At 44.7% G+C, this 13,759-nt stretch carries 14 protein-coding genes; 10 read left to right on the top strand and 4 right to left on the bottom strand.

Going from position 1 to position 13,759, the window contains the following annotated elements:
* Positions 1-3: 3 nt before the first annotated feature.
* Positions 4-492: a hypothetical protein gene (locus tag R7Q46_RS12655; protein ID WP_042523421.1), complete on the bottom strand. Its 489-nt coding sequence runs from the start codon at positions 490-492 to the stop codon at positions 4-6.
* Positions 493-871: 379 nt separating this feature from the next.
* On the opposite strand from R7Q46_RS12655, the gene R7Q46_RS12650 reads away from it, so the two are divergent.
* From R7Q46_RS12650 to R7Q46_RS12605, 10 genes are all read left to right on the top strand, one after another.
* Positions 872-1,501, top strand: coding sequence for a PepSY-associated TM helix domain-containing protein (locus R7Q46_RS12650; RefSeq protein ID WP_005374254.1), 630 nt, complete (start codon positions 872-874; stop codon positions 1,499-1,501).
* Between the two features lie 21 nt (positions 1,502-1,522).
* The gene (locus tag R7Q46_RS12645; protein WP_053349400.1) at positions 1,523-2,062 is read left to right on the top strand and encodes a DUF2271 domain-containing protein; all 540 of its coding nucleotides are present in this window, start codon (positions 1,523-1,525) and stop codon (positions 2,060-2,062) included.
* Between the two features lie 15 nt (positions 2,063-2,077).
* Positions 2,078-2,908, top strand: a complete 831-nt coding sequence (locus R7Q46_RS12640; RefSeq protein WP_203345257.1) for a DUF4198 domain-containing protein — start codon at positions 2,078-2,080, stop codon at positions 2,906-2,908.
* A 42-nt stretch (positions 2,909-2,950) separates the two neighbouring features.
* Positions 2,951-3,271, top strand: a complete 321-nt coding sequence (locus tag R7Q46_RS12635; RefSeq protein WP_005374251.1) for a hypothetical protein — start codon at positions 2,951-2,953, stop codon at positions 3,269-3,271.
* Positions 3,268-3,819 carry a DUF6162 family protein gene (locus R7Q46_RS12630; protein ID WP_151515842.1) on the top strand — a complete coding sequence of 184 codons (552 nt, stop codon included), beginning with the start codon at positions 3,268-3,270 and terminating at the stop codon, positions 3,817-3,819. Before R7Q46_RS12635 ends, R7Q46_RS12630 begins: the two co-directional genes overlap by 4 nt.
* Positions 3,820-3,841: 22 nt before the next feature.
* Entirely contained in the window at positions 3,842-4,768 is a 927-nt protein-coding gene (locus R7Q46_RS12625; RefSeq protein ID WP_005385991.1) for a metal ABC transporter solute-binding protein, Zn/Mn family, read from the top strand.
* Complete coding sequence (locus R7Q46_RS12620; RefSeq protein ID WP_151515841.1) at positions 4,768-5,496, top strand: metal ABC transporter ATP-binding protein; 729 nt, start codon at positions 4,768-4,770, stop codon at positions 5,494-5,496. Before R7Q46_RS12625 ends, R7Q46_RS12620 begins: the two co-directional genes overlap by 1 nt.
* Positions 5,496-6,371 carry a metal ABC transporter permease gene (locus R7Q46_RS12615; RefSeq protein WP_258624727.1) on the top strand — a complete coding sequence of 292 codons (876 nt, stop codon included), beginning with the start codon at positions 5,496-5,498 and terminating at the stop codon, positions 6,369-6,371. Before R7Q46_RS12620 ends, R7Q46_RS12615 begins: the two co-directional genes overlap by 1 nt.
* 22 nt (positions 6,372-6,393) lie before the next feature.
* Positions 6,394-7,263, top strand: a complete 870-nt coding sequence (locus R7Q46_RS12610) for a metal ABC transporter solute-binding protein, Zn/Mn family (RefSeq protein ID WP_318077539.1) — start codon at positions 6,394-6,396, stop codon at positions 7,261-7,263.
* 215 nt (positions 7,264-7,478) lie between these two features.
* Entirely contained in the window at positions 7,479-8,528 is a 1,050-nt protein-coding gene (locus R7Q46_RS12605) for a porin (protein WP_005374238.1), read from the top strand.
* Positions 8,529-8,746: 218 nt separating this feature from the next.
* On the opposite strand, the gene R7Q46_RS12600 is transcribed toward R7Q46_RS12605, so the two are convergent.
* The 3 genes from R7Q46_RS12600 to speB all read right to left on the bottom strand — a co-directional run bounded on the left by R7Q46_RS12600 (position 8,747) and on the right by speB (position 13,759).
* The gene (locus R7Q46_RS12600) at positions 8,747-10,912 is read right to left on the bottom strand and encodes a S9 family peptidase (protein WP_151515839.1); all 2,166 of its coding nucleotides are present in this window, start codon (positions 10,910-10,912) and stop codon (positions 8,747-8,749) included.
* A 311-nt stretch (positions 10,913-11,223) separates the two neighbouring features.
* Positions 11,224-12,429, bottom strand: a complete 1,206-nt coding sequence (gene emrD / locus R7Q46_RS12595; protein ID WP_005374234.1) for a multidrug efflux MFS transporter EmrD — start codon at positions 12,427-12,429, stop codon at positions 11,224-11,226.
* Between the two features lie 409 nt (positions 12,430-12,838).
* Positions 12,839-13,759, bottom strand: a complete 921-nt coding sequence (gene speB, locus R7Q46_RS12590; RefSeq protein ID WP_017635531.1) for an agmatinase — start codon at positions 13,757-13,759, stop codon at positions 12,839-12,841.

Genomic DNA, 13,759 nt, shown 5'->3' with positions numbered 1-13,759 from the left:
TATTTATTGTATGAGCTTTTCATAAAAAGCTAATGCATCAAATGGTCGGGAGAAAAAAGGGCTTTTCTCTATATATTCTTGATGTACCTTGCTCAGTGTTTCAAACTTTTCTCTCGATGTAGGTTCGATATGAAAAGTTAGGCTTTCAGTCGATTCTACAAGCTTTAATGTTGAGGTTCTTGAAGCGTTATTTTTTGCTATTAATAGATAATATGCTAGCTCTTGCTTCTCTTTTAATACACAAGCCTCAAAAGCTTTCTCGCTTAAAAACGGCAGAACAGGAGTTAATGCTTCTATATGCTTCTTTGAATACTCTAGGGTTTGTTTGTCAGGTGTATTCTGGTCTGCCATAGATTCGCACAGCTTTATCTTAGCACCATAATTATCGATAGATTGGCTTACGTTGTTAAACAAACTGGCTTCAAACTTTTCACTTGCGAAAGTGACACTTGAGAAAAGTGATAAGAGAATTATTCCAACATTCTTGTTCATATTTTTCCTTCTGAACTACACCATAACGTTTGGCTAGCATCAGAAAATCTTCTCTATCTAACCCTACACTAACTTCTTAGCTTACCTTTTTTATCTAGTTTATGGATAGCTTTTAAGCTTTTCATTAAATATACATAAAGGCGCATTTTGGTGGAGTCTATCCCACTTTTTAGTATTGGAAATATCATTAAATTTTGAGTCATTAAAATTGATAGGGTTATTATCTAGAGGGTAGGCAATCGGTAACTCGCATTGGCCCAAATAGCTAAAACATGTGCAAGCCAAGCTGAATTGAAAAAGTAAACAATGTAAATTAAATGCCAATACGAATGATTATCACCTAAATTATGCCCCACATTTATTGGTGATGATTGTTTCTATGTTGCTTAAAAGCAAAGGTGTTCAAACTTGGGCTCGCCGCCTACATATCTATATTTCGATGGCTCTTCTCTTAGTTACGCTGTTTTTTGCAGTAACTGGTATTACCCTCAATCGCCCCGAATTGTTTGAACGCAGTGAACCTATCATTCAACAACATACTCTGACGGTTCCGCACTCAGTTCTATTCTCACATTCAGATACCTTTCAACCTAATCGTGAAGGGCTGGTGGCTTTCTTGACTAAAGAAACCGAGCTTCGCGGCACTCCCTCCGCACTAGATGTGTATACCGAAGTTGAGCAAGGTGAGTTGTTACTCGGAGAGCTTTCTATGGATTTTAAAGGCCCGGGTTATAACGCTACGGTCTTTATTGATATGACTACTGGTGCAGCAGACGTCGAAACGACGCACTACGGTATTGTTGCGCTGCTGAACGATCTACATAAAGGACGCAACAGTGGTGGGATTTGGAAGTGGTTTATCGACGTCACTGCGCTTTTGATGGTGTTTTTTGTTCTTACAGGCGTGTGCTTATTACTGCCTAAGAAGAAGACGCTCAGAACGTCAATGCAATGGATGAGCTTTGGTACGTTACTGTCGCTCGTAATTTATTTTGTTGCTGTTCCATAACAGCTTTTTTAGAGAACACTTATGTTGAACACAGGAAGATTTTTCCGCCGTAATCACTTTTGTAAAGCCGCTTTGATCGCGGCTTTTGCTCCTTTCTCTCTTTCCGCGGCGCCTATACCAGATAACGCGAAGGTCGACTTCGAACTCGAACTTCCAAAGATAGATACCTCAATGTATGCACGCCCTTATGTGGCGGTTTGGGTTGAAAACGATCAGCGTAAACCGGTTAAAACCATTCAGTTATGGGTAGGGAAAGACGAATGGTTAAAAGATCTACGCAGCTGGTGGAGAAAAGCGGGTCGTTATGATCGTGAACTTGTTGATGCGGTGACTTCTGCAACACGTCCTGCTGGTCAATACCGCTTTGTCTGGGATGGAACCAATGACGCAGGGAAGCGTTTGGAACAAGGAAATTACACGTTGTACGTCGAGGTCGTTCGTGAACACGGTGGGCGAAACTACTTACGTCAAAAAATAACGCTAGCGGACAGTGACGTGCGCTATGAGCTTAAACCAACACAAGAGACGGGTGTCATCACCGTCAATTATCAAGTTAAGTGATTAAAGGACACAACAATGAAAACCAAAATGAAAACAGTGGCATTGGCGAGTGTAATGGCAATGGGATTGGCTGTAACCACCACCGCACAAGCACATCCACGTTGGGTTCTGCCCTCTCACTTTACGGTTTCTAAAGAAGGCGGTGACTGGCTGACATTTGATGTTACTGCCTCTCACGGAACGTTTGTTTTTGATAAGCCTGCGGGTAGTGACCAGGCATTTGTGGTGATGCCGGATGGCCGCTCTGAGCGTCCTAACTTTGTTGTTCGTGGCAAGCGTCGCTCTATGTTTGATTTCTTTTTTACAGAAGAAGGCACGCACAAAGTTGCGATTAATAATCAGCCGAGCTACTACACACAATACAAAGCGGGCCGTCGTGATACGGTGAAATGGGCGCGAGCAAGCAAAGCTGAGCGTGGTGATGTGCTTCCCGAGCAAGCGCGTGATGTGGTTACTCAACTAAGTTACACCCGAGCAGAAAGCTACATTACGGTTGGTATGCCAACGGACAAAGCGTTGGAGATTGAAGGCAAAATGCTGGAGATGAAACCGATCACGCATCCATCGGACATCATTGAAGGTGAGCCTGTGACTTTCCAGTTTTTCTTTAACGGAGAGCCACAAGAGGGCGTTACTGCTGAGATTACACGTGAAGGTACCATGTACCGAAACCATCAAGAACAAATCGATGTGGTGAGCGATAAAGATGGCAAAGTGATCTTCACGCCAGAAGTCGCCGGGCGCTACTTAATGAAAGCGAACTACAAAGGTGAATTAAAAGATAATCCATTGGCGGATAAAGCGAGTGCCAATGTTCACCTTACGTTTGAAACTCAACTTAACTAATCGAATTAGGCTCAGCAATTGCTGGGCCATTTTGGAATTATCATGAATAACACTTCTCTTCTAAAAGCGGTTTTGCTTTTTTCTGGATTTGCGTCCTTTCACGCTGCTGCACATTTTCCTCTGATGAGCTGTCACTTGGCGCAAGATAAAGTGATTTGTGAAGCGGGCTACTCGGATGGATCGACAGCGGTCGACTACGATGTCGAAATGTACGATTACGACGACAATCTGATCGCCAAAGAAAAAACAGATAAGCGTTCCATCGCAGAATTTACTCACCCTGAAACAGATTTCTATTTGGTATTTGATGCCGGACATGAAAGCCCGGTGGAAGTGGATATCGTTGAGCTGAAAGAGAAATGAGCGTTCAGAAAGTTCGCCCTGATGATGGTAACCGAGAAGGAAAGTGGGTCGCACTGACAATCGCAGCAATTCTAAGTTCAGCAGCCATACTTATGCCCTACCATCAGGTCGCGACTGAAAAGCCAGAAATGCGGTCTCATCAAGTGTTAATCACGGATTTACATCAAAATGAGTTGGGGTTGATCGCTGAACTTAAGCTCGCTCATGAAGAGATTCGTGATTTGCAGTTAGATACCGGAACTTGGCCTGAGATCTCTGATATGGAGGCGCTTTGGATTGCTCCATTCGTGAAAGACCAAAACTGGAAGCGTAAAGGTTCTCATCAGTGGCAACGAATTGATGACGGTGTCTACATTGGCGTGAAGACCAGTGCCCAAGGCTCTGCTTCCATGCTGTTGGATAGCCGCAGTTCTCAAGCTGATATTTGGTTTAATGATTCTAGCCGTTCGTTAAATGTGGAAGGACTAAGCGAGCTAGCAAAACGCCACGATTTCGGTTGGAAACAAATCGTTCTGTCAGACTCTTCCTCTCACTCTCACGCCCATTAAGACAACATAATTGATAAGTACTATGATCAAACGCTCTCTTTTACGTCGTATTCTTACAGCCACCGCGTTATTGACGGTGTCTTCTACTGGCTTTGCTGCCGATAAACTCAGTATTGGTATTACGCTTCAACCTTATTACAGCTATGTTAAAGCCGTTGTTGGTGAGAAGGCGGACATCGTTCCTTTGGTTGATGCTGGTTTTAATCCTCACAACTATTTGCCACAACCTAATGATCTTAAGCGCTTAAATGAAATGGACGTAATAGTGATCAATGGTATTGGTCATGACGATTTTGCACTGAAAGTGATCAAGGCTTCTCAGCGTGATGATCTCGTGGTTATCGAGGCGAACAAAGAAGTGCCTTTATTGCCTGCTATGGGGCAGTCTGTTGGTCAAGGAGCAGTGAACCCTCACACCTTTGTCGGTTTATCAACAACCATTCAAAAGGTTTACACCATCGCGAGTGAGCTAAGCCAATTGGACCCAGACAATGCTACGTTCTATCGCCAAAATGCTCGTAAATACGCGAAAACATTTCGCCTGATGAAGCGTGATGCAATGTTGTCTCTTGGTGAGTTGGACACGGCTGGTATGAAGGTGGCGACAACCCACAATGCTTACGGATATATCCTTCAGGAGTTTGGTGTTGACGTTGCCGCTGTCATTGAGCCTGCTCATGGTGTAGAACCAAGTGCAAGTCAGCTACAGGAAACGATAGAGAAAATTCGTGAATCGGGCATTGATGTGCTGTTTTATGAGCTCAATATGCCGAATCGCTTTGTTGATACCATCGAAGAGGCGACTGGGGTGCAGCTTTATCGCTTTTCTCACATGACTCACGGTGAGTATGAGGCTGATAAAGTCGAGGTTGAGATGCGAGATAATGTGGAAACACTAATCGAAGCCATGAAATTTGTGGCGAGTAAGCGAGCAGGGGAAAAGGTGTAATGACTGGACCTTCCGTTTCCTTAAGTAACGTGGGCCTAAAATACGCCGACAATATCATTTTGCAGAACATCAGCGCCGAATTCGAGAACGCGAAATGTCACGTGATTATGGGACCGAACGGCGGTGGTAAAACCTCTTTGCTTCGTTCGGTACTTGGACTCACGCCATTTTCGGGAAACATAGCGCTCAATTGGCCAGAACCATCAGCTGTATCGGGGAAGATAGGGTATGTGCCACAAAAAGCGATGTTTGAAGCAAGCCTCCCGTTAACCGTGATGGATTTTGTACTGCTTAACCAAACTCGTATCCCTCTATTTTGGCGACGTAAAACGAAACAAACTCAACATGCCCTGGCCCAGCTGGATCGCGTGGGTATGGCAACGCGTAGCGACCGTCGTATGGGGCAACTCTCTGGCGGTGAGCAACAGCGTGTTTTGTTTGCGCAAGCTTTACTGGATGAGCCCAATTTATTGGTTTTAGACGAACCTACAACTGGGATGGACGAGCAAGGTGTTCGGTACCTTGAAGGTTTGATTCATGAAGTCGTTGGAGAAGGCAAAACGGTACTGGCAGTACACCATGACGTGACCGCAGTGCGCCGTTTAGACGCGCAGGTCCATGTCGTAAATCGTCAAATTGTGGCGTCAGGGCACCACTCAGATGTGTTAAGTCCTGATCGTATAGAAACATTATTCAAGCACTACACAGCAAAAGTGGAGGCTGCATAATGGATTGGTTGCGAGAGTTAGCGGTTAGCGGCGTTGAAGCTGGGTGGTTAAGCGATAGCTTTTCTTATGCCTTCATGGTGAACGCAATTGTGGCAGCGCTGATATTAGGACCATTACTTGGTGGTCTTGGTACATTAGTCATCGCCAAGCGACTGGCTTTTTTCTCTGAAGCGGTTGGGCACGCTGCGCTTACCGGAATCGCGATTGGTGTGTTGCTCGGTGAGCCGCCAGAGAATCCGATCATCGGATTGTTTAGCTTTTGTATGATTTTTGCGCTGTTGCTTCACTTTGTTCGTAATCGTACGAATGTACCTTACGACACACTGGTTGGGGTTTTTCTTGCACTAGCGTTAGCGGTTGGTGCTGCGCTGTTAATGTACGTTGCTCGCAAGATCAACATTCACATGTTGGAGAACGTGTTGTTTGGCTCGATCTTGACTGTGACGGACAACGATATCCTTATTTTAGCGATCAGTTGTTTGATCATATTACTGCTTCTTATTCCAACGTTTAACCGCATTTTGCTAACTTGTATCAGCCCGGATATTGCACGTGTACGCGGCTTTAATACCAGCTTTTATGATTACTTATTTGTCATGATGATCACCTTGGTCACCATCGCCGCGGTAAAGATTATTGGCGCGGTATTGGTTGGTGCATTGCTACTGATTCCTGGTGCAACGGCTAGGTTATTGACTAAACGCATGGGCAGTTTTGTTCTCCTTTCTTCTTTATTGGCAACCATTGCGTGTCTAGTAGGAACCATACTGCCGATGGAGCTTGAGCTACCAGTGCCATCAGGCGCATCCATCATCATTGTTTCTGCGGCATTTTTCCTAATAGCAACGGTTTACCGAATTATCCAAAAAGCGTAACCCTTTTTATAAAGTAATGAACATGAAGATAAAAAAATTAGCGATAACTTTTGGTTTGGTTATAGCGACGAAACTTCCATCGTTGGCAGGCGCCAAAGACATTTTAACCAGCACTCCCGTCACGTACATGTTGTCTGAGCAACTCATGAAAGGTACAGGGATAGAGACTCAGTATCTGCCTCCAAAGCGTTACGGCGTTGAGCGTCTTGAAAACTGGTTCGCAAATAAAGGTACAGAGCAAGTTAAGCAAGCGGGTCAAGTCGCGACGGTTGCTATTACTCTTGGTGCGATTTGGAAACAAGACCCGACTTATGTTTACGCTCGACAGGGCAACATTAACTTGATTGAAATCGATGCATCGCAGGCCATTTCTCCTAGAGCTCAAGGAGTTGCAGTACTGACATTGGAAAACGGGTCAACATCGAAGTACGCATGGCTGAACCCTACAAACTTAATCCGAATGGCGGGCATTGTTGGAGAGGATCTACAACGTGTATATCCTGAACACCAAAAGGCGATTCAAACGAATCAACAGGCTCTTATGCTCAATGTGCGTGAACTGATCAACCAACAACAGGCAGAGATCTTCGATAAAGGCATCGATTCAGTGGTACTGATGAGTGAGTCATTAGAGGACTTTGCCTCTGGCAACCAATTGTTTGTGGTTGGGCGCGAATTTAAGCCGGAACTTGAGTGGACAGAAGAAGACAAATTATCTTTAAAAGCTCAGTTTGAACAAGATAAAACGCTATGGTTAGTGACGGATAAACGACCGTCGAAAACCTTGACATCGCTTATTAAACCGAGCCGCATACTGCAAATTGATGTTATTGACCGCTGGGGCAGTAACGGTATCAAAACTGAGAAGCCACTCGCACGTTGGGAGATGTGACACGTAAAAAGCCACAGATTTTATGATGGGGAATGAAAAGTTCCCTATTTTTTTGTGATTAAGTTCAAAATGTGAGCATTGATACCACTGGTTGCATAAGAAAGTGTTTGTTTCATTTCTATTTCATTACTACTTTGTTATGTGTTCGTTGCGATTGATTCGGATTTAATCTGTTTCTAAGCGAACCGGTACAAACAACTATACGGATGTTAACAATGAAAATGAAAACTCTAGCCGTTGCAGTGGCGGCACTAGCATGTGGTTCACAGGCCTTCGCAGCAGAAGTTTACAACAGCGATGGTACATCTTTATCGATCGGCGGTCACGTTTCAGTTGGCGTGGGTGAGTATTTCGAAGAAGAAGTAAAAGTTCACCAAGTGTCTCCACGTATCAATGTTGCGGGCAAGAAAGACATTGGCAACGGTATCACTATCGACGCTAAAGGCGAATGGGCACTTAACTACCTAAATGGTGGTAGCCAGTCGTTTTCAACTCGTTTGGGCTACATCGGCGCGACCCACCAGCAGTTTGGCCGTTTAGTGGGAGGTACACAGTGGTCTCCGTACTACGATGTCGCTGGCGTTGCGGATCTACCAATCGCGTTCGCGAACGACTTTTTGTACGACAATCACAACAATCTAGGTACTGGTCGTGCTGAAAAAATGATCAGCTACCGTAAAAGCTTTGAGTTTGGCGAAGGTTTTGCTTTCAACCTAGGTCTTGGTTGGCAAGGTGAAAATGATGATAGAGGCCTATCATTACAACAAAACCCTAACACAGGTCTTCCAGAATACGTTTCTAAAGGCAGCAAGTATGACCAACGTGGTCAAATCGCACTGAGCGGCTCTGTTGCGGGCTTTGGTCTAGGCTACGTATACAGCGGCGGTGATGTTGAGAATTCTGGTCTAGGTACTAAAACTGCTGAATCACACCTTGTTTCTGTAAATTACGGTGAGTATGGCTCTGGTCTGTACGCAGCTGTTGTATACGGCATGAACGAATACTTCTACGAGATGCGTGAAGAAACTACTCAGATTGAGGGCCTACTAGCGTACGGAGTCAACAATTGGACGTTCAGCGTTAACTACGAAGGTGTAGAAGACGACAAAGACAACAAGACAGTTTCAAGCGAAACTGCGCTACAAGCAGAGTACGCAGTAACTCCTGCATTCGTTACTTTCGCTGGTTACCAGTTTGACCTAGGTAACGACTACAACAATGAAGAGAACGACTACTGGACTCTAGGTGCTCGTTACTACTTCTAATAAATAGGCCAGTTTCTACTGCCTAAACACATTTATTGTGTTAACGCCTACTCGTTGTGAGTAGGCGTTTTTCTTTCTGCTTTCCTTTGGCTATAAGAGACGCTGGTCGTTCTGTGCTTAGGTAACCCCACTCCTTGTTTAGAGAGTGCGTCTATAAAAAATGCCCGCAACTTGCGGGCATTTTTGTTGTTAGAAGAGATGCAGTTCTATTAATACGCTTATTTTTTATCGAGTAAATCGAGGAAGAAGGCATACTCTAGCGCATCTTCTTTTAAGCGCTTAAATCGACCAGATGCGCCGCCGTGTCCGGCTTCCATATCGGTTTTGAACAACAAGACGTTATCGTCTGTCTTCATTTCACGAAGTTTGGCGACCCACTTCATTGGTTCAAAGTACTGTACTTGAGAGTCGTGCAAGCCAGTCGTTACCAACATGTTCGGGTAGTTTTGCGCCTTGATGTTGTCGTAAGGCGAGTAACTCAACATATAGTCATAGTATGTTTTGTTATTTGGGTTACCCCATTCATCATACTCATTGGTGGTCAATGGAATTGATTCATCGAGCATAGTGGTTACCACGTCCACAAACGGAACATGTGCACCGATACCGCGGTACAGTTCTGGTGCTTGGTTGATGATAGCCCCCATTAAGAGACCTCCTGCAGAGCCACCAACAGCGAAGACTTTATCTTTCGCGCCGTAGCCTTGTTCAACCAAACCTTTAGTCACATCAATAAAGTCGTTGAATGTGTTTTGCTTGGTTAGTTTTTTACCGTCTTCATACCAAGGGCGGCCAAGCATTTCAGATCCACGAATATGAGCAATGGCGTAAACAAAGCCGCGATCCAACAGACTCAAACGTGTCGAGCGGAAAGTTGGCTCAATGGTTGCGCCATAAGATCCATAACCATATTGGTAGAGTGGATTCGTACCATCTTTCTTAAATAAGTCTTTACGATACACCAAAGAAACGGGTACTTCTTTACCGTCACGGGCTGTGACCATGATGCGTTCTGATTGGTAATTGTTAGGATTAAAATCACCAAGTACAGGTGTTTGCTTCATGACTTCTGACCCGCCCGTTTTTAGATCGAAATCGTAGTAGGTTCCTGGAGTGGTTAAACTGCTGTAATAAATACGAACTTTCTCGTTATCCAGCTCTAGGTTACCTGTCAAATAGGCAGCAAACGCATCGTCATTAAATGTGAGGGGGAATTCTTTTCCTGTTGAAAGCTGACGTACAGTGACGCTTGCTAGGCCGTTAGAGCGCTGCTCATAGACGATGTGATCATCGAATAACTCGAAGTCGACAAGTTGAGTGTTGTTGTCTGCCGCAATCACATCTTGCCATTTAGAGCGGTCATGCATGTCATTTTGATGAACTTTCATCAAACGGAAGTTGACGGCTTGATAGTTAGTATAAATGTAGTACCAATCGCCTAGCTTAGAAATACTGTATTCAATGCCATCTTCACGAGGATAGAACGGTTTCGCCTTTGCTTTAGGGTTGTTCGCATCAATAATAGAGACCCCACTGGTTTCTGTACTCGAATGCCAGATATAAATATCTTCGCCATCTTTGCTTTTGCTTAGTGAGGTGTAATAGGCGCTGTCGGTTTCCTCAAAAATCAGCTCATCGCTGCTTTGTGGTGTGCCCAATACATGACGATAAACTTGGTAGCCCAATAAGGTCTGTGGATCTTTTTTGATGTAGTAAAAGGCGTTGTTATCGTTCTGCCATGCGACAGCGCTTGAGGCCCCTTCGATTTCATCTTGTAGGTAATTGCCTGTTGTCAGGTCTTTGATCTTAAGGGTGTACACGCGGCGGCTTAATGTGTCTTCGCCATACGCCAATAAGTTTTCATTCGGACTAACGTATAGGCCGCCGATACTGAAAAATTCATGTTCTTTTGCTAGTTCATTGACATCTAAAATGATTTGTTTGTCTTTGCCTGCAAAGTCTTTAGCTCGCAAATGGACTTCGTACTCGTTATCTCCGGTCACTTCACTGGAGTAGAAGTAGTTGCCTTTACGAACAGGTACTGAGTTGTCGTCTTTTGCGATACGCCCTTTAATTTCTTCAAATAGCGTATCTTGAAGTGTTTCAGTGTGCTTTAGAACGGTTTCTGCGTACTGATTTTCTTTCTCTAGGTGCTGTAAAATTTCAGGGTCTTTACGTTCGTCGTCACGCATCCAGTAGTAGTTATCAACGCGGGTATCGCCATGAATAGTCATCGCGTGAGGGACTTTTTTCGCAACCGGAGCTTGAGTTTGTTGAGCAACGATCTGTGTTTGGGAGTATTGAGTCATGCTAGGAATTCCTTGATTGCTGCATCCGGCGACAAGCGCGACCGAGACGGCCAACGTAGTTAAAGTGAAACGCATCTGATTTTATCCTTATTGTACACCCAAGTGGCCTCATCCTGAGGGCTGGGCTTTCATTTTGTTAGTGGTTTTCAGTTGTCCATTCTTTGTTATGGGGTATACCGAAAAAGTGAGAATCCTCAATATTTCCGAGTTGGATACTCAATTTGAAGAGAGCTGAAAACACATTGTGTAAGCAGCTGTTATTTTTAACAAATATCAATTCGAAAGTTAAATCATTCTCATCGGGAAATCGATATAGTGTGATATGAAAAAAGGGACACACTTGTTGAGTGTGTCCCTTTTGGATTTTGAAAGTAAGCTGATAATGATCAGATAACTTGCGGTACTTCGTTTGAGTGATTGTGTGCTCGATTCACCCACATTAACCCAAGCATTGCAATTACCGACATTGCCATCATCAAAATGCCCAAAGGCATCTGGTTATGCGCTGGAAATAGTGACGCGAGCAAAGTTGCGACACCTGCCCCCAAGTTTTGCATGCCACCCAATGTCGCGCCTGCTGTTCCTGCATGGTATGGGAATGGCGCAATCGCTCCAGTTGTTGCTGCTGGGAAGAGAATACCCGCACCCAAAAAGTACACGGTTGCGCCTCCAACCAGCGTTAACGCCGTGGTCAAACCAAACAAGCCTGGGATGAGCACAATAGCAGAGCCCACAAAAATAGAGACCAAGCCTACGTTTAAAGCACGACGCTCAGAGCGACGTCTTGCGATGTAGCTAGATAAGCCTGCGCCCACCAAGTAACCTGGGATCGGCAATATAAACAGCAAACTTACCGTTGTTGCAGGTAATTCTAATACCCCACCCAATAACACCCCAGCCGCTGCTTCGAATACACCCACACCAGCGAATGTTGCAACCAGGCAAATCAAAAAGCCTTGAAAGCGACGGTCAGACAAAACGTGTTTGTAGCTTTTGGCTACTGGTTCGAATTTGCGTTTCTCTTTTGGTAGCGTCTCCATCATGCTTGTCATCATGGTGATCACAACCGCGATAGCAAATAGCGCTAAGAACAAGTAGCTCGACCGCCATCCGAAAGCTTCTGTTAGGTAACCGCCTAATACTGGTGCCATTAATGGTGAGAAAATCACACACATGCTAATTAAGCTGTTTGCTCTGTGTAGATCAGAGCCTTCAAAGCAATCGCGAGTCAGAGTGCGTGACATCGCACCGCCGCAGCCAATACCTAAGCCTTGGATAAAGCTACCAATCAAGAACCATTCAAATTGATGTGCAAATAATGCTACCAGTGTACCCGCGATGTAGATAAGCAGCCCGACGATGATGATCGGTTTGCGTCCCAAGCGGTCCGATAGTGTGCCATACGCAAATTGCGACAAGCCATATGGGATTAGGTAACAAGCCATCACAGCTTGAAGTGATGACGCAGATACCAAAAACTCGCCCGCCATATGACCGATTGAAGGCACGTACATTGTCTGGGTCATTTGACCCACGGCAGTCAATATAGCGATTAAAAAGGTAAGTTTCGCTAATGGAAACGAAGCAGACATTTGCGTATCTCTCCAAAAAATTTAAGACGTAAAAACCCTTAGCGCTCTTTTACAGAGTGCCAACTGACTTCTTGTGTTGCGGGGGTATTTGCGCGAGATAATAGTGCTTGCTTGTATAATTAGCAATCGAAAACTGTGAAGTCGAGCAAGATAAAAATCTATGATTTCAATTAGAAAAACTAATCCGATTTTGTTTTCAAAAAGAGGTGCATTTCTTTGTCTATTTACGTTAAATCTTTTGCTTTTCGTGAATAGTATGAGCCTTATAGGTAACTGGTTTTAATGGTTAAAGTGCAAAAATAAAGCGTCTGCTCGGTTGATCTGAGTTCAAGATGAAACGAGTGAATAAAAGGTAGAGGAAGGCATCAGAAAGAAAAGGGAGCCGAAGCTCCCTTAGAAATGATTATGTCTATTCGCGCTCAGATGCGTATGCGTAAAGCATTTCTAGTGCGATGGTTGCTCCCGCTAGTGCGGTAACATCACTGTGGTCGTATGGAGGCGATACTTCGACAACATCCATACCCACGATATTCATGCCGGCTAAACCACGAATAATTTTCAGCGCTTTGTCTGAGTTCAAGCCACCACAAACTGGTGTACCAGTTCCCGGTGCGAAGGCCGGGTCTAAGCAGTCGATGTCAAAAGTGACATACACTGGCTTGTCTGCGACGGTGCGACGAATTTCTTCTAGGATCTCGTTCACCGGCATGTCATTCGCTTGCATCGCATTAATCACATTGAAGCCGTGATCTTGCTGTTTGTACTCCGTACGAATGCCGATTTGTATTGAGTTCTTCGCTGAGATCAAACCTTCTTTCGGCGCATGGTAGAACATCGTACCGTGGTCGTATGAACTGCCATTTGCATAGGTGTCCGTATGAGCATCAAAGTGAATCAAAGCCATTTGGCCATGATGCTTCGCATAGGCACGTAGGATAGGTAGCGTGATGAAGTGGTCACCGCCCAATCCCAACATGGTTTTACCACTTTTTAGAATTTCACTGGTTGCCGCTTCAAGGCGGTAAGTAAAATCTTCCGCATCACCGCAATCGAACACGAGATCACCTGCGTCGATCACTTTCAGTTTATCCAATACGTTGAAGCTCCACGGGAACTTCTTACCTTCCCATGCCAAGTTGACTGAGGCACGGCGAATTGCATCTGGACCCATACGCGCACCTGGACGCCCAGATGTTGCCATGTCCAGAGGGACTCCCAACACCACAACGTCTGCGTCTGCCGATACCGGGTTACGAATGTACGGCAGACGTAAAAACGACATAGAGTTGGAGTAAAGCGAATAATCAGTTTTAGTAAACAAATCATTCAT

Source organism: Vibrio sp. 811, from assembly GCF_033339195.1.
Note: the sequence above shows the minus strand (reverse complement) of the source record. Positions and strands in the feature narration are given on the sequence as shown.